At 62.1% G+C, this 15,473-nt stretch carries 17 protein-coding genes; 3 read left to right on the top strand and 14 right to left on the bottom strand.

The window, feature by feature from the left end:
* Nucleotides 1-306: 306 nt before the first annotated feature.
* The 9 genes from QUG03_RS05875 to leuC form a co-directional block, all read right to left on the bottom strand.
* Nucleotides 307-2,616 (bottom strand): motility hub landmark protein FimV, encoded by a 2,310-nt coding sequence (locus QUG03_RS05875; protein WP_500819628.1) that lies wholly within the window; start codon nucleotides 2,614-2,616, stop codon nucleotides 307-309.
* Between the two features lie 218 nt (nucleotides 2,617-2,834).
* The gene (locus QUG03_RS05870; protein WP_500819627.1) at nucleotides 2,835-3,845 is read right to left on the bottom strand and encodes an aspartate-semialdehyde dehydrogenase; all 1,011 of its coding nucleotides are present in this window, start codon (nucleotides 3,843-3,845) and stop codon (nucleotides 2,835-2,837) included.
* Nucleotides 3,846-3,998: 153 nt separating this feature from the next.
* Nucleotides 3,999-5,111: an aspartate-semialdehyde dehydrogenase gene (asd, locus tag QUG03_RS05865; protein WP_227103618.1), complete on the bottom strand. Its 1,113-nt coding sequence runs from the start codon at nucleotides 5,109-5,111 to the stop codon at nucleotides 3,999-4,001.
* Between the two features lie 180 nt (nucleotides 5,112-5,291).
* The gene (leuB, locus tag QUG03_RS05860) at nucleotides 5,292-6,356 is read right to left on the bottom strand and encodes a 3-isopropylmalate dehydrogenase (protein WP_500819626.1); all 1,065 of its coding nucleotides are present in this window, start codon (nucleotides 6,354-6,356) and stop codon (nucleotides 5,292-5,294) included.
* A 13-nt stretch (nucleotides 6,357-6,369) separates the two neighbouring features.
* Nucleotides 6,370-6,681, bottom strand: coding sequence for a hypothetical protein (locus QUG03_RS05855; RefSeq protein ID WP_488906046.1), 312 nt, complete (start codon nucleotides 6,679-6,681; stop codon nucleotides 6,370-6,372).
* Nucleotides 6,678-7,457, bottom strand: coding sequence for a class I SAM-dependent methyltransferase (locus QUG03_RS05850; protein WP_107798731.1), 780 nt, complete (start codon nucleotides 7,455-7,457; stop codon nucleotides 6,678-6,680). The genes QUG03_RS05855 and QUG03_RS05850 overlap by 4 nt, the downstream gene beginning before the upstream one ends.
* Before the next feature lie 13 nt (nucleotides 7,458-7,470).
* A complete protein-coding gene (gene leuD / locus QUG03_RS05845) occupies nucleotides 7,471-8,109 on the bottom strand; it encodes a 3-isopropylmalate dehydratase small subunit (RefSeq protein WP_235089035.1) in 639 nt (212 codons plus the stop codon).
* A gap of 92 nt (nucleotides 8,110-8,201) precedes the next feature.
* Complete coding sequence (locus tag QUG03_RS05840; RefSeq protein WP_081544472.1) at nucleotides 8,202-8,339, bottom strand: entericidin A/B family lipoprotein; 138 nt, start codon at nucleotides 8,337-8,339, stop codon at nucleotides 8,202-8,204.
* Between the two features lie 19 nt (nucleotides 8,340-8,358).
* Complete coding sequence (leuC, locus tag QUG03_RS05835; protein ID WP_500819625.1) at nucleotides 8,359-9,765, bottom strand: 3-isopropylmalate dehydratase large subunit; 1,407 nt, start codon at nucleotides 9,763-9,765, stop codon at nucleotides 8,359-8,361.
* Nucleotides 9,766-9,935: 170 nt separating this feature from the next.
* Between leuC and QUG03_RS05830 the strand changes: the two genes are divergently transcribed.
* From QUG03_RS05830 to QUG03_RS05820, 3 genes are all read left to right on the top strand, one after another.
* Nucleotides 9,936-10,715, top strand: coding sequence for a helix-turn-helix transcriptional regulator (locus QUG03_RS05830; protein WP_500819624.1), 780 nt, complete (start codon nucleotides 9,936-9,938; stop codon nucleotides 10,713-10,715).
* Between the two features lie 117 nt (nucleotides 10,716-10,832).
* Nucleotides 10,833-11,738, top strand: a complete 906-nt coding sequence (locus QUG03_RS05825; protein ID WP_500819623.1) for a hypothetical protein — start codon at nucleotides 10,833-10,835, stop codon at nucleotides 11,736-11,738.
* A gap of 372 nt (nucleotides 11,739-12,110) precedes the next feature.
* A complete protein-coding gene (locus QUG03_RS05820; protein WP_500819622.1) occupies nucleotides 12,111-12,545 on the top strand; it encodes a hypothetical protein in 435 nt (144 codons plus the stop codon).
* A gap of 83 nt (nucleotides 12,546-12,628) precedes the next feature.
* On the opposite strand, the gene QUG03_RS05815 is transcribed toward QUG03_RS05820, so the two are convergent.
* From QUG03_RS05815 to QUG03_RS05795, 5 genes are all read right to left on the bottom strand, one after another.
* Nucleotides 12,629-13,018 carry a hypothetical protein gene (locus QUG03_RS05815; protein WP_500819621.1) on the bottom strand — a complete coding sequence of 130 codons (390 nt, stop codon included), beginning with the start codon at nucleotides 13,016-13,018 and terminating at the stop codon, nucleotides 12,629-12,631.
* A 119-nt stretch (nucleotides 13,019-13,137) separates the two neighbouring features.
* Complete coding sequence (locus QUG03_RS05810; protein WP_500819620.1) at nucleotides 13,138-13,545, bottom strand: toxin-antitoxin system YwqK family antitoxin; 408 nt, start codon at nucleotides 13,543-13,545, stop codon at nucleotides 13,138-13,140.
* A 461-nt stretch (nucleotides 13,546-14,006) separates the two neighbouring features.
* Nucleotides 14,007-14,510, bottom strand: coding sequence for a hypothetical protein (locus tag QUG03_RS05805; protein ID WP_500819619.1), 504 nt, complete (start codon nucleotides 14,508-14,510; stop codon nucleotides 14,007-14,009).
* Nucleotides 14,511-14,623: 113 nt separating this feature from the next.
* The gene (locus tag QUG03_RS05800; RefSeq protein WP_500819618.1) at nucleotides 14,624-15,160 is read right to left on the bottom strand and encodes a hypothetical protein; all 537 of its coding nucleotides are present in this window, start codon (nucleotides 15,158-15,160) and stop codon (nucleotides 14,624-14,626) included.
* A gap of 13 nt (nucleotides 15,161-15,173) precedes the next feature.
* Nucleotides 15,174-15,473: a hypothetical protein gene (locus QUG03_RS05795; RefSeq protein ID WP_227103639.1), complete on the bottom strand. Its 300-nt coding sequence runs from the start codon at nucleotides 15,471-15,473 to the stop codon at nucleotides 15,174-15,176.

Genomic DNA, 15,473 nt, shown 5'->3' with positions numbered 1-15,473 from the left:
AACAACCACTTAGCGAGGATAAATCGGGCGTCCCCGCCTCATTGCATCCAGGCAATGGCCAAAAAAGCCACACATTTTCCGGTTTTTCGCCTAAAAACCACGCACCGGCGCGAGATCGTCAAGCGGCGGGAGGAGTGACTCCATCCCGCCGCTCATTGCCTTTGAAGCCGCCCCATGTCCGCAGCGCCGCGTCGGACGTTCACGGCGAGCGCCGCTTCGCAATCCTCATGCGCCAAGCGGACACCCGCTTTCTCAGCCGTTTTCGCCTTGGCTCGCGAGACATTGAACCGGCTCTCAGCCTCTATCTCAGGCGCTGATCGTGGCCAACAAGGCCTCGGCCTCCGCCTTGAGCGGCCCCTGCGCCTCGGCGATCAGATCCTGCAATACTTCTTTGGCGCCGTCGCGGTCTCCCATGTCCAGATAAACCTTGGCTAGGTCCAGCTTGGTGGCCAGCGGGTCGTCCAGCACCGACATGCCTTCGGCCTGCGCCGCCGCAGGGGCTTCCGCCTCGGCGGCCGGCGTTTCCGCCAACATGTCCTCGTACAGGGACTCGAAGCCCGCGGGCGGGGCCGCTTGCGGCGCCGGCGCTTCCGCTGCGGCCGGCGCTTCCGCTGCGGCCGGCGCTTCCGCCGCCATGCCTTCCAGATTGAAATCGAAGTCCAGCAAATTGTTTTCCGCCGGCGCCGGCGCCGCTGGCGCGGGCTCCGGCTTGGGTTCGGCCGCGGGCGGCGTCAGTTCCGTGTCCAGATCGAAATTGAGCAGATTGGCTTCCTCCGCCTTCTCCTCCTCGGCCTGAGGTTCGGCGAACAGCGCGGCCAAGGGATCGTTCTCGGGCGCGGCCGCTTCCGGCGCGGCAATCGGTTCAGGCGCGGCGGCCGGCTCCGTCGGCGCGGCCTCGGGCTCGCCGAACAATTCCCGGTCCAGATCGATGCCGCCCGGGGGCGACGTCGGCGCGGGCGCGGCTTCGATGTCCTCGCCCTCGCCGTCCGACAAGTACAAAGAGTTGGTCGGGTCTATCGAGCGCCCCATCGCCGCGGCCTTGGCCCAGATTGGTCCATGGCCGTCGAAGGTGGCGTGCATTTCCCGCGCCAGTTTTTCAAAGCTGGCGACGTCCGGCCGCGCCGCGTAGATCTCCATCAGCTTCAGCCTGACTTCCTGGCGCGACGGATCTTTGGCCAGCGCGTCCTTGAGGATGTCCTCGGCCTGCACGTCGCGGCCGTAGGCGATGTACACCTCGGCTTCCGCCACCGGGTCGACCTCGGCCGCGTCGATGGCGCCGGCCGCCTGGGTGAAGTTACTCATGAAGGAATGGCCGCCGCCCACCGACGGCGGCTCCATGCCGGAAGACGCGCCGCGGCTCAGGGCGGCGCTGGTATTGTTGGCGGACAGCGACAAGGGCTTGCCGCCCTTGCGCCGGCGCGCCAGCAGCAGGCCCAGAGCGCCCAACAGGCCCAGGCCGGCCACGCCGCCGCCCACTAGCGGCAGGTGGTCTATCACTTTATCCAGCAGCGAAGGTTCCGGCGGCGGAGGCGGCGCCGCCGGCTTGGCCGCGGGCTTGTGCTCCGCCGGGGCGGGCTTGGCCGCGGGCGCCGGGGCCGGCGCGCTGGCGGCGTGCGCGGGAGCGCTGGCCGCCGCCGGCTCGGCCGCGGCCGGAACGGCGCTGGGGCTGGAGCTGGGCATGGCCGGCAAGGGCTTGCCGGCCTGCAAGGCCTTCAATTGCTCTTCCAGCGCGCTGATGCGCGCCTCCGCGTTTTTCAGCGCCTGCTCGCGCGCCGCCACTTGCTGCTCGAGATCGGTCAGCTTGCCGCCGCCCGGCTCGCTGGGCACCAGCTTCAGCACATCCGAGCCGGCCTTGGCTTCGCCCGCCGGCGCAGCGGGCTGGCCGCCCAGAATGCTGGCCACCTGAGCGGCGCTCAGGGCTTTGATCTTGCGGCTGGTCGGCACTTTCAGCACCGCGCCCAGCTTGAGGCGGCTGACGTCGCCGTCGACAAAGGCGTCGGGGTTGGCCTGGGCCAGCGCGGCCATGGTCTGGTCCAGCGTGGCGCCGCGCGGCCTCACCTTGCCGGCCAGGCCGCGCAGGGTGGAGCCGGACTTCACTTTGAGAATGCCGGGCTGCGGCCGCGCGATGGGCGCGACGTTGCCGCGGTAGCGGCTGGACAGATTGTTGTCTGCGTAGCTGGGCACGTCCTGCACAATATTGGCGGACGGCGAGGCCATAGAGTAATTGCTGGGGTCCAACAGCACGGTGTACTCGCGCACCGCGCGTCCCGACGAGGTCTTGGCCTCCACCACGAAGCGCAGATAGGGATCGTTGATGGGGCCGGAAGAACTGATGCGTATCATGGCGCCGCGCGAGCTGGGCGCCACGCTGAAGCGGAGCATATTGAGCACCGTGGCGTAATCGACGTTCAAATCCTGAAACGTATCCGCCCCGGCCAGCCCTATCCTCGCGCTCTCCAGTTCCGCCGCCCTTACCCCGGTCAATTCGATATCGGCGCGGAACGGCTCGCCCAGATTGGACCTGACGTTGATTTTCCCCAGCCCTGCCCAGGCGCTGGCGGAGCAGGCCAAAGCCACCGCCAGAACGCCGATTCTGATTTTTGCCTGATGTGTCACTGTCAACCTTCCGGCACGGTTTATCTTGATTTTATTTGCGCTGGCCCAGCGGGCGCAGACGGTAACTGTTGCAATCTTAGGCCCTGCGGCTGTTTTTAGCTAGATTTCATAATGACGCCGTTTACCCGCGATTTCCGCCGCAGCCATGAAACAGGGCGGCACTCTCGCGAATGCCGCCCTCTGTCCGCGCGATGCGCGGCTTCAGCCAAACCGCAGGATCAGATCAAGCCATTCTGCTTTAACAGGGTTTCGGCGATATTCACGCAATTGAGCGCGGCGCCGGCCTTCACATTGTCGGCGGCCAGCCAGAAACTCAGCGTCCGGCCCTTGCCGCGCAGGCGGCTGACCCACACCGCCTCGTTGCCGGTGGCTTCCATCGGCGTCACATAGCCGCCCAGCTTATCCGCGGCCACCACTTGCAAGCCTGCCGCAAGCAGACGTTTGCGCGCTTGCTCCATGTCAAATTCATGTTCGAATGCCGCGTTCACCGCCCAGGCGTGGCCGAAGAACACCGGCACGCGCACGCAGGTGGCCTCCACTTGCAACTGCGGCAGATCCAGCAGCCGCGTGAGCTCGCGCTCCACCGAGCGCTCTTCCTCGGACGCGCCGTCCGCGTCCAGCGCGCCGATCTGCGGCAACACGTTGAAGGCGATGCGCTTGTCGTAGACCCGGCTTTCGGTCTCGCGCTGGGAGAACAGCGCCGTGGTCTGGTCCGCCAGCTCTTCCATCGCCGCCTGGCCACTGCCGGACACCGATTGATAGGTAGCCACCGACACGCGCTGCAAACCCAGCGGGCGCAGCGCCGCCAGCGCCAGCGCCAGCGGCGTCACCGTGCAATTGGGCGCGGAGGCCAGCGCGGCTTCGCCTGCGTCCGCCAGCAAGGCGCCGTTGATGGCGGGAATCACCAGCGGGACACTGTCGTCCTCGCGGAAGGCGGAGCTGAAATCCACCACCGCCGCGCCTGCCGCGCGCGCCAACGGCGCGTACTCGCGCGCCAGCTCGCTGCCGGCCGCGAAGATGGCCAGCGCCACGTTTTCAAAGGCGAAACCGTCGATGGGATGCACGTCCAGCTCCAGATTGCCGTAGGCGGCGGTCTCGCCTTCCTTGTCCGCCGCGTCCACGGCAAAGACCCGGCCAACGGGCAATTGGCGCTGGGCCAGCAGTTCCAGTACCGCCTGGCCCACCAGGCCGGTGGCGCCGACTACGGCGAGCTGAATAGAGTTCGACATCGCTTTACTTTCTCAATCAATCATTGCAAACAGAATACCGCGCGCAAAAAAGGGCACCTCAGTGCCCTTTTCAACTAGGCCGCGCGTTTGACGCGCGGCTTCGGCAGTAGGTGCTCGCCAAGGCGAGCCCCAGGCTGCCGCCATTCTACCCTGTCAGCGCTCGATCAGGATACGCAACATGCGACGCAGCGGTTCGGCCGCGCCCCACAGCAGTTGGTCGCCCACGGTGAAGGCGGACAGGTATTCGCCGCCCATCGCCATCTTGCGCAGGCGGCCCACCGGCGTGGCCAGCGTGCCGGTCACCGCCGCCGGGGTCAGCTCGGCCATCGAGGCCTCGCGGGTATTGGGCACCACTTTGGCCCAGGGATTGGCGGCGGCCAGCATGGCCTCGATCTCGTCCAGCGGCACATCGCGCTTGAGCTTGATGGTCAAGGCCTGGCTGTGGCAACGCATCGCGCCCACGCGCACGCACAAGCCGTCCACCGGCACCGGGTTGGCGGAGCGGCCCAGGATCTTGTTGGTTTCCACGCCGCCCTTCCATTCTTCCTTGGATTGGCCGTTGCCCAGGTCCTTGTCTATCCAAGGGATCAGGCTGCCGGCCAGCGGCACGCCGAAGTTCTGGCTGGGGAAATCGTCCGCGCGCAGGAAGTCCGACACTTTGCGGTCGATGTCCAGAATGGCGGACGCCGGGTCCGCCAGCAGGCCGGACACCTGGGCGTTGATCGCACCCATGCCGGACAGCAGTTCGCGCATATTCTGCGCGCCGGCGCCGGAGGCGGCCTGATAGGTCATGGAGGTGGCCCACTCCACCAGATCGTTCTGGAACAGGCCGCCCAGCGCCATCAGCATCAGCGACACGGTACAGTTGCCGCCGACGTAGTCCTTGACGCCGCGCGCCAGGCCCTGCTCGATCACCGCTTTATTGACCGGGTCCAGGATAATGATGGCATTGTCTTCCATGCGCAGCGCGGAAGCCGCGTCCACCCAGTAACCGTTCCAGCCGGCGGCGCGCAGCTGCGGGTAGACTTCATTGGTGTAATCGCCGCCCTGGCAGGTGACGATCACGTCCATGGTCTTGAGTTCGGCGATGTCCTTCGCGTCTTTCAGCGCCGGGGCGTCGCGGCCGATGTCGGGGGCTTTGCCGCCCACATTGGAGGTGGTGAAGAACACCGGCTCGGCGATCGCCGCAAAATCGTTCTCTTCGCGCATGCGCTGCATCAGCACGGAACCCACCATGCCGCGCCAGCCAACAAAACCTACTCTCACTGGGTCTCTCCTGGTATCTGTCTGTCAAATCGTCGCGCCCGCCAGTGCGGCGGGCGGCTGTAATGTTGTCACCCCATTGTGCAGCGCGATAAAGCGTCAGGCAATGGGGTATTTCGTTTTTATTGTATTCAAATCAGAACAGATGGTTCGCCCGGCGCAAGCCGGGCGGACCACTGCCATTTACAGCGCCGACACCACCGCATCCCCCATCGCCGAGCAACTGACTTTCTCGCAACCGGCCTCGTAGATGTCGGCGGTGCGCAGGCCGCGCGCCAGCACGGTTTTCACCGCGTTTTCCACCCGCTGCGCCGCGTCTTCCAGGCCGAAGGTGTAGCGCAGCATCATCGCCGCGGACAGGATGGTGGCCAGCGGATTGGCCAGATTCTGCCCGGCGATGTCCGGCGCCGAGCCGTGCGAGGGCTCGTACAGGCCCTTGTTGTTTTCGTCCAGCGAGGCCGACGGCAACATGCCGATGGAGCCGGTCAGCATCGAGGCCTCGTCCGACAGGATGTCGCCGAAGATATTGCCGGTCACCATCACGTCGAACTGCTTGGGATTGCGCACCAGCTGCATCGCCGCGTTGTCCACGTACATATGGGACAACTCCACCTGCGGATACTCCTTGGCCACGTCTATCATCACCTCTTTCCAGAACTCGGTGGTTTCCAGCACATTGGCCTTGTCCACCGAGCACAAGCGCTTGTCGCGCTTCATCGCGATGCCGAAGGCGACATGGGCGATGCGGCGCACCTCGCCCTCGCTGTAGCGCATGGTGTTGTAGGCCTCGCGCTCGCCCAGCTCGTTGACGGCGATGCCGCGCGGCTGGCCAAAGTAAATGTCGCCGGTCAGCTCCCGCACAATCATGATGTCCAGGCCGGACACCACTTCCGGCTTCAGCGTGGAGGCGTTGGCCAGTTCCGGATACAGGACGGCCGGGCGCAGGTTGGCGAACAGGTTCAAATCCTTGCGGATGGCCAGCAGGCCGCGCTCCGGCCGCAGCGGACGCTCCAGCTTGTCGTAGGCCGGGCCGCCCACCGCGCCCAGCAGCACCGCGTCGGATTCGCGGCACAGCTTCTGGGTGAACTCCGGATACGGCTGGCCGAAGGCGTCGTAGCCGGCCCCGCCCAAGGGCGCCTGTTCGGTTTCGATGGGCAGACCGTCCTTGCGCAGCACTTCCAGCACGCGCTGCGCCTGGGCGATGATTTCCGGACCGATGCCGTCACCCGGCAGAATGGCGATTTTCATACTGTTTTCCTTTTCAGTCTTGAGGACCGCGCCGGGTCAGCCGCTCCACCAGCACCCGCTCGCAACATTTGAATACGATATAAGCCGCCATCGCGGCATAGCCGGACGCCAGCAGTTCCAGCAATTGGCGCAACGCGCCGTCCATCGCCGCCTGCCAGCCGGCGTCCAGCCACAGCTTGAAATTCAATTGCAACAACAGGGCCAGATTGACCGTGCCCGCGCCGAACACCAGAAAGCTCAAGCCCAGCAGCGCGAAGGCCCAGCAGGGATGGCGATGCAACCAGGCCATCGCGCCGCGCCGGCCGTCGCCGCGGGCGGCGTTCATGTTCTGGCCCACAACACCATCACGTCGGCGCTGAAACTGCCGTCCGCCTCGATGGCGAAATAATCGCGCACCTCCCGGCCCATGCGCTGCTGCAGCAGGCGGATGGCCGCGGCCATCTCCGGCGGCGTGCGCATGCGCGCGGTCCAGGCGTCGAAGGCCAGCCGCAGCCGCTGGCGGCGCAGGCTGTCCACCGCGAAGCCGGCCTCGGCCAGCATCGCCAGCCATTCTCCGGCGCTGTAATCGCGCACGTGGCTGGAATCCCGCAGCACCTCCACCGCCTGCAGATGCGTGTCCAGCAAGGGCTGCCCCGGCGACATCACGTCTATCAGCGCCAACCGGCCGCCCGGCTTCAGCACGCGCCGCGCCTCGCGCAGCGCCAGGCCCACATCGCCCCAGTGATGGGCGGAATAGCGGCTGAACACCAGATCGAAATCGCCGTCGGCAAAAGGCAGCCGCTCCGCCGCGCCCTGGCGCGTGCTCAGATTGTCCAGGCCGCGCCGGGCCGCTTCCGCCGCCACCACCTCCAACATGGCGGCCGACAAATCGTAAGCCACCACCTCCCGCGCCGCCTCCGCCACCTGAAAGCCCACATGGCCGGCGCCGCAGCCCAGGTCCAGCACCCGCGCCGCGCCATGCTCCGCCGCCGCTTGGCGCAGCTCGGCGAACTCCGCGCCTTCCGCATGCACCTGGCTGCTCAGATAGGCGGCGGCCTGGCCGCCGAACTGCTGCTCCACGTGCTGCTTATGCGCGTGGCCGCCCTGCTGTAGCGCGCTCATCGCCGGCCGCCGTTCAGGCGAACAGCCACGGCTGCTCGCCGCGGCGCTTGGCTTCGAAAGCCTTGATTTCGTCCGCGTGCCGCAGGGTCAGGCCAATCTCGTCCAGGCCGCCCAGCAGGCAGTGCTTGCGGTGCTCAGTGATGTCGAAGGAGAACACCTGCCCGGCCGGCGTGCTCACCGTCTGCGCCGCCAGGTCCACGGTCAGTTGATAGCCTTCGGCGGCCGCGCATTCGCGGAACAGCTGATCCACCGCGTCCGCCGCCAGCACGATGGGCAGCAGACCGTTCTTGTAGCAGTTGTTGAAGAAGATGTCGGCGAAACTGGGCGCGATCACCACGCGGAAGCCCTGGTCGTCCAGCGCCCACGGCGCGTGCTCGCGGCTGGAGCCGCAGCCGAAGTTCTCGCGCGCCAGCAACACCTGCGCGCCCTGATAGCGCGGCAGGTTAAGCACGAAGTCGGGGTTCAGCGGCCGCTTGCTGTTGTCCATGCCCGGCTCGCCGTGGTCCAGGTAACGCCATTCGTCGAACAGATTGGGACCGAAGCCCGAGCGCTTGATGGATTTCAAGAACTGCTTGGGAATGATGGCGTCGGTATCCACATTGGCGCGGTCCAAGGGACAGGCCAAACCGGTCAGGGTGGTAAATGCTTTCATCGTCAATGCCGTTTCCGGGCGCTAGCGCCCGCCTTCATTAGAGAGTGCGAGGAGACAACCGCCCCGGCGGACGCCGGGGGCGGGCCGCCGCATCACATTTTGTTGGACACGTCCTTGGCGGCGTTTTCAATCGCCTGCCCGCCCTTGGACACGTCCTGGCCCACGCCCTTCACCGTATTGCAAGCGCTCAGGGTCAGCGCGGCCAGTACCAACAACAGCAGTTTTTGCATGATTCTCTCCTTGGAACGGTTACAACGAACGCACATCGACGAAATGACCGGTGACGGCGGCGGCCGCCGCCATCGCCGGGCTGACCAGATGCGTGCGGCCGCCCTGCCCCTGACGGCCCTCGAAATTGCGGTTGGACGTGGACGCGCAACGTTCGCCCGGCAACAGGCGGTCCGCGTTCATCGCCAGACACATCGAGCAGCCCGGCTCGCGCCACTCGAAGCCGGCGGCCAGGAACACCAGATCCAGGCCCTCGGCCTCCGCCTGCGCCTTGACCAGGCCGGAGCCCGGCACCACCAGCACCTGCTTCACATTGGCGGCCTTGTGGCGGCCCTTGGCCACGCTGGCGGCCTCGCGCAAATCCTCAATGCGGCTATTGGTACAGGAGCCGATGAAGACGATGTCCACCGCGATGTCGTGAATGGGGGTGTTGGCCTGCAAACCCATATAGCTGAGCGCGCGCTCAATGCCGCTTTTCTTCACCGGATCGCTTTCCCGCGCCGGGTCCGGCACCGCGCCGTCGATATCCACCACCATCTCCGGCGAAGTGCCCCAGGTCACCTGCGGCAGAATGTCCTCGGCGCGCAGCACCACTTCCGCGTCGAATACGGCGCCCGGATCGGAACGCAAAGTGCGCCAATACGCCACCGCCCGCTCCCACTGCTCGCCCTTGGGCGCAAACGGCCGGCCTTTTACATAATCGATGGTCTTCTGGTCCGCCGCCACCATGCCCGAGCGCGCGCCGGCCTCGATCGCCATATTGCACAAGCTCATCCGGCCTTCCATAGACAGGCTCTCGATGGCCTCGCCGGCGAACTCGATCGCGTAACCGGTGCCGCCGGCGGTGCCGATCTTGCCGATGATGGCCAGCGCCACGTCCTTGCCGGTGATGCCGCGGCCCAGCTTGCCGTCCACCCGCACCAACATATTCTTGGATTTCTTGGCCACCAGGCACTGCGTGGCCATCACATGCTCCACCTCGGAGGTGCCGATACCGTGCGCCAGCGCGGCGAAAGCACCGTGGGTGGAAGTGTGGCTGTCGCCGCACACCACGGTCATGCCCGGCAGCGTGGCGCCCTGCTCCGGCCCCATCACATGCACAATGCCCTGGCCCTTGTCCTTGAACGGGAAATACGCCAGCGCGCCGAAAGCCTTGATGTTGGCGTCCAGCGTTTCCACCTGCTGGCGCGAGATCGGGTCCTTGATGCCCTCGTCCCAATGATCGGTGGGCGTGTTGTGGTCCGCGGTGGACACCACCGAATCCACGCGCCACAGCGGGCGGCCCGCCAGCTTCAGCCCCTCGAACGCCTGCGGGCTGGTCACCTCATGCACCAGGTGGCGGTCGATGTACAGCAAGGCCGTGCCGTCCGCCTCCTGGCGCACCACGTGGCTGTTCCATAATTTGTCGTACAAGGTCTGTGCGGTCATGGTGTTTGCTCGAATCCGGTTATTCAACTTGAGACTGCCGCCGGCGCCGCGGGTTTCCGCGCGCCGGGCACAAAGCTCTGCTCCGTGGACTTATCTTGGAGCCAAACTTTCCCGGCAACAAGCCAGTTGCTTATACTAGTAGCGATACTAATACCCAGAGCCCTACGCCCATGACCGCCAGCAAAGACAGCGCGCCGCTGGGCCAATTCATCCGCGCCCACCGCGAGCGCCTGAGCCCGGAACAAGCCGGCCTGCCGCCCGGCCAGCGCCGCCGCGCCAAAGGCCTGCGCCGCGAAGAAGTGGCCGCGCTGTGCGACATCAGCACCACCTGGCTGACCTGGATAGAACAAGGCCGCACCCAATCCGTGTCCGCGCCCACCCTGGCCCGGCTGGCCGAGGCGCTACGCCTGACCACCGCCGAGCGCGACTACCTGTTCAACCTGGCAGGCCTCAAAGACCCGGAACCGGAATGGCGCGGCCCGTCCGAACAGGCCAAGGCGCTGTTAAAGCAGGCCACCGCCCATATCGATTCCCCCGCCTACGTGCTGGACGCCGAATGGCGCGCCGTGGCCTGGAACCCGCCGGCCCAAAGGCTGTTCCGCGACTGGCTGGGCCGGCCGGACGCCAGCCGCAGCCTGCTGGACTTCATCTTCCTGGCGCCGGAAGCGCGCAGCTTCATCGACCAATGGGCGGAACGCGCCGGCCGCATCGTCGCAGAGCTGCGCGCCGATCTCAGCCCGCGGCTGAACCAGCCCGCCGTGGCCACGATGATTGCGGCGCTGGAAGCGACAAGCCCGGAATTCCGCCAATACTGGCAGCAGCAAGACGTCCAGGGCCGCGAAGGCGGCAGCCGTGTGTTCCACCACCCCAGCGCCGGCCGCATCGAGCACCAGCAAATCACCCTCAAACTGGCCCAGGCGCCGGAATACAAGCTGGTGATGCTGCTCTGAGCGCATGCCGGGGACATGGCCATTTCTTTATATTGAACGCTCCCGGGTTTGGGCACACTGCGCCGCACCAACAAAAAGGCGGCGCTAAACGCCGCCCATACCGCCTCAGGAGCGCTTATGAAAATTTCCGACCTATTGCTCAGCTGCATTCACCCGCGTGGTTCCGCGGACCCGGATACCCCGCCGCAAACCGCGCTGGCCGGCGAACTCAAACGCGCGCAGAACAGCGACGCCAACGCCGCCCTGCTGCGCGCCGCGCCCAGCCCAAGCGCCGCCCGCTCCCGCGCCCACGACAGCGCGCTGAACCAGGCCAAACGCCGCTTCGCCACCGCCGCCCCGGCCGGCGTGGACCCGGCGTTCAAACCCGCCCAGCAACGCTTCGCCCACTGGCTGAACCAGCAACCGCTCAATACCTGGCGACAACTGCTACACAATCACCAAGCCCGCGAAGTGCACGCCTTCATCGACATCCACACCGAAGACATGGTGCGCCGCGACCTGGCCAGGATGCCGGGCGCAGACGCCAAAGCCCTGATCCAGGCTTACCGCGAAGCCATGATCGCCGCCGCCGCCCAGCTCTACCCGCAACAAGCCGAGCGCTTTCGCCAAGGCGGCGTCAGCACCCTCAGTCAGCAACTGGAACGGCTCAGCCAGCAGGCCGGACTGGACTGCAGCAACAAACGCCCGCTGCAACAGCAGGCGCTTCAGGAGCTGATACGCGCCACGGCGGACCAAATAGCCGATGCGCTGGAGCAAACCAAACCGCAGTTGCTGCGCAAAGCGCTGGAACAGGCCAGCAACGCCTACCAGGCGCACCCGGCCGCCACCCGTCGGCAAGCCGCTTGCCAGGCCGCCGCCCAGACCTTTGCCGGCGAACGCGAAGCCAATGACCAGAACACGCTGGGGCTGTCTCTGCGCCGCGCCGGCGGCACCCGCCTCAGCCGCCGTCATTACGACTCCATCCGCCTGAGCCGGGAAACCTTCGCCCAGCGCCGGACCTCCCTGGGCAAGCGCGCCAACTAAGCCCGTCCTAAAGCCCCGCCCAGCGCCCGCCGCATCGCCGGCGGCTGGGCCGGGGCGGCTTGGCCGCAAACCCAAGCCCAAAACTCGGCGGCCGCGCGCCCTTGACCCGCCCCGCCCGCGCCGCCACAATCGCCTGCGTGCCGATCCACATCCGGCACTGGGACTGGAACCCCATGTTTCTTTGAGAATAGGCATTGCCCGCAACAGGCAATGCCGATGAGACGCGCGCGCCAGTACGGCGGGGGCGGATCATAGGTGCGGCCAACGCCGTACCGGTTTCTTGAAGAGCCGGAGTTCCAGCCTGTGATCTCGCTCCCGCCACCCGACTGGAACCGGACAACGGGTCACTTAGCATCTTCAAGGAGATAGCAAATGTCTCATGAACTTCCCCCGCGCCGTCATTACCGGCCCAAGCCTCACGAAACCCAGGCCACGCAGCTGCCCTTCGTCCGCCACCTGCCGCAACGCGGTCAGCCCCACCATTGGCAGATGCCGCCCGCCGACGACTACGTGGACGCCTGCGCCTACGGCCGCGAATGCGCCGCTCATCTGGCCCAATACCTGAAAGACAATCCGGACCGCCACAGCAAGGGCCTGCTCGGCAAAATCGCCTACGACATCGACTTCCGCGACCCTCACCACGCCCGCGGCTATTGGGTGGGCTTCTTCAACTACGCGGAGCAATTGATGTTGCTGGGCGCGCTGCGCTGCGACGTCTTCCAGCACGTGGACAGCGTGCACGCGCTGCAACGCGCGCAAGTAGCCAAAACCGAGCTGGAAGGCAAAACGCCCGGCCGCAATAGCTAAGGCGTAAAAAAAGCGGCGCTCCGGATTGGCGCGCCGCTTTCAAATTCTCACTCATTAAAAAATCTTAACCCCAGCAATTCAAATCAGCCCAACTTTGTTAAAAACACCTCTTTAATCAACTCCATATCTTCTCTCAGCCCATCCGCCTCCTCGTGGTAGGTTTCAAAAAACTGCTCATCCACGCCCATATAAATTTCCTTCAGCTCATGCAACACATCCCAGTCAAATGGATCATCCACTGCAAATCCATCACTTATACCTCTCACTCGCTTAAATAGCGCAGTATAAATAGCAACCTTTCTGAATTGCGACCCAAGTTTACATGGCCTCTCTAGTTCATCATAAGCACATGCGAACTGCTGCCCAAGGTCGTAGCCGAAACTAGCGCCCCTTGAAAACTCAGAGTCAACTGTCTTTAACACTGCCGCATAAGTACGGTAACACTCAAAATCTACCTTTTTTTCTGGAATCACAGCTTCTCATTGCAAAATTAATCATTCCTGCAGCGCCCCAATAGGTAGCACCACCCTAGGACACACTCCCTCACCCCACCACTTACCTACAACATGCTAGCTCACACCACATATCCAACTTAGAGCCGGCCCTCGCTCCACATATGCCGACGAATCTCCAGCAATTCATAACCTTCCGCTGATGGAGTCAAGCCATACTCGCTAATTAAGCCCCCCTTCACATCCCACTCTTTTCTTTCTATCAAAATTCCACACTCATAGCTACAAGCGATCTTCACCCCGCCATGCTCAAACCACTCAACGCAGCATCCATGCAAATAATTCCTGCGATACGACTCTTCTTTAAACGGCTTGCCAGAGGAATACCAGATCTTGGCCGTCCCATCTAGCAGACCATCCACATACATAGTCTCACTGATTAAGACATCCTTTATCTCTTCGCATGCAACACCACTAAAAGGTGCCCCAGCATAAATGCAAATTCGCTCAACCGAATAGTCCAACTCACCCTCATCAACCCTCAACATTTACCCCACCTCTCCGAACCTTATCCGCTTACAAAACAACAAGACCTGAACGACTCGCAGAAACAATTCACACTCGTTCAACACAATCAAAGGTGACTTACCTGATTTTTTAAAATTTAAATATATTTTTTTACTCAGCAACTTCAGGCTCTGGGCTGCACGAACACCCAGATCCGGGCGCTGTTTCAACACTTCCTCTTCAAGCACGCCAAACTCACCCGTTACTTCATAAGCATGGCTCAATATATCAGGGCACAAAAAAACCCATTCTGCATCACTCTTTTAAAATTCCAAAAAACACCGGCACACTCTTCCTTTGCCGCCACTGAAATCAAATCATACATATAGGTCGTATCATCCGGGTGCACGTGTTTCATCACTTACAAAAACACCTAGATCCTTCCTAAAGCCGCCATGAGAATTATTACGCCCACAGCCAAGCTCAGCAATAAATTCTCAAACTAATTTGCGCTCTGAAGCAAAGACAAGCCATTAATACTTTCCTCGGGCAACCCTCTTACACAGACCCAGCAAAGCCTTCCTGAAAATCCAACCCCAAATTCAACACAATCAGACACGGCAATCCACTCCGTCGCATCAACATCAGCCCAAGCAATCATTATCTTATTTGAATTATAGAAAATCCGAACCTCAGCCCTCTCATCCAAAAGCATCTCTTCATGCCACCAATCAACCGAAAAACATGGCACTCCAACCTCTTCTCGCAATGAAGTACTCAGCTCAGGAACTCCACGCTCAAAACAATCAAAAATCACCAAAGAAAAGCTGGCCACCACCCCACTTTTTCGATCAACCCCTATTTCAATTAATGAACTCTTAAAATTACCTAGCCTCCAATAAACACAATTACAACTCTCTTCATCAGTCAAATCAAATTTAAATGGAAGATAGTCTCCAAATTCAGCGACCACCTTCTCGCCTCGTTTCAATCCTATTATTTTCAACAGTTCACACTCTTCTGCCAAGGCGTAAAAAGTAGCGAATCACATTCAAATCCTCACGGACTATTTTTATGTAAATAATCTTCAGCCACTCAAAATTCAGATCATGCACACAGCTACCTTTTAAGTTTTGGAAGAAAGAACTCCTTTCCTGTTTCTCTATCTACAAACACATCCACACCATCATCTTGTCGCAAAAACACCAAATTTGATGGAGCATCAACGCCAGCCACAAATTTGCCATTAGCACTCAAAGAGTCTGCATAACGCCATCCTTCTGGCGCCATGACTTTTGCTTTAACAGCAGGAGGCACAAAGCAAACTGCAACGGGTTGCCTTGGATCATCATCCCAATCCGCGCAACCGAACCCTAACCAGTCACAAGAAACCATCGGCCCATGCATTTGATCAACAACCACAAGATCCACAGCTGCTCCATCATCGCCCTTGTACCTCAAGCCCATTCCGCTTAGAGTTTCCACATAACTTCGCGTCTCATGAGGACTCACAAAGTGAACGCATGCCAGTTCACCATCCGAGCGGAGTGTTTTATTTGGGAGCATCCGCATAAAATGCGCAATACCCCCAGGCACCTTCTCAATAATCGATCGACAACGAATAACTACCGATATACCTTCAATTAATACTGCCATCATTCACTCCAGTTTATTTAGAACGTTGCACCCTATGCCATTGAGTAAACGCCCTCTCGTCAGGTTCATTGCCTAAAGCTTCATAAAACTGAATTCTATCCGCCATGAGCAAAGACTCTTCTCTACAAAAAAACTCTACCGTTTGAACAGATTGATTATATAAAGCACAAAACGATGGATCAGTAAATTTTTTATAATAATCACACACTAGGCCAATCGCCCCTTCCTCTGTGTGACCATAATCCTTCTGCAGTTGAAAAACTATTCGTTCAAACAACCAAGCCTCATCCTCACCTGTTGATGGAAGCAACAA

The organism is Chromobacterium sp. CCUG 30098 (assembly GCF_059916605.1).
This window is presented reverse-complemented; position numbering and strand designations above follow the sequence as displayed.

Bases quoted from the DNA above. Each gene is read 5' to 3' on its own strand.
- QUG03_RS05820 (WP_500819622.1), top strand. From the start codon at position 12,111: ATGTCTCATGAACTTCCCCCGCGCCGTCATTACCGGCCCAAGCCTCAC.
- QUG03_RS05830 (WP_500819624.1), top strand. From the start codon at position 9,936: ATGACCGCCAGCAAAGACAGCGCGCCGCTGGGCCAATTCATCCGCGCC.
- QUG03_RS05855 (WP_488906046.1), bottom strand. From the start codon at position 6,681: ATGAACGCCGCCCGCGGCGACGGCCGGCGCGGCGCGATGGCCTGGTTG.
- leuD (WP_235089035.1), bottom strand. From the start codon at position 8,109: ATGAAAGCATTTACCACCCTGACCGGTTTGGCCTGTCCCTTGGACCGC.
- QUG03_RS05810 (WP_500819620.1), bottom strand. From the start codon at position 13,545: ATGTTGAGGGTTGATGAGGGTGAGTTGGACTATTCGGTTGAGCGAATT.
- QUG03_RS05870 (WP_500819627.1), bottom strand. From the start codon at position 3,845: ATGTCGAACTCTATTCAGCTCGCCGTAGTCGGCGCCACCGGCCTGGTG.
- leuB (WP_500819626.1), bottom strand. From the start codon at position 6,356: ATGAAAATCGCCATTCTGCCGGGTGACGGCATCGGTCCGGAAATCATC.
- QUG03_RS05825 (WP_500819623.1), top strand. From the start codon at position 10,833: ATGAAAATTTCCGACCTATTGCTCAGCTGCATTCACCCGCGTGGTTCC.
- leuC (WP_500819625.1), bottom strand. From the start codon at position 9,765: ATGACCGCACAGACCTTGTACGACAAATTATGGAACAGCCACGTGGTG.
- QUG03_RS05800 (WP_500819618.1), bottom strand. From the start codon at position 15,160: ATGGCAGTATTAATTGAAGGTATATCGGTAGTTATTCGTTGTCGATCG.
- QUG03_RS05850 (WP_107798731.1), bottom strand. From the start codon at position 7,457: ATGAGCGCGCTACAGCAGGGCGGCCACGCGCATAAGCAGCACGTGGAG.
- QUG03_RS05840 (WP_081544472.1), bottom strand. From the start codon at position 8,339: ATGCAAAAACTGCTGTTGTTGGTACTGGCCGCGCTGACCCTGAGCGCT.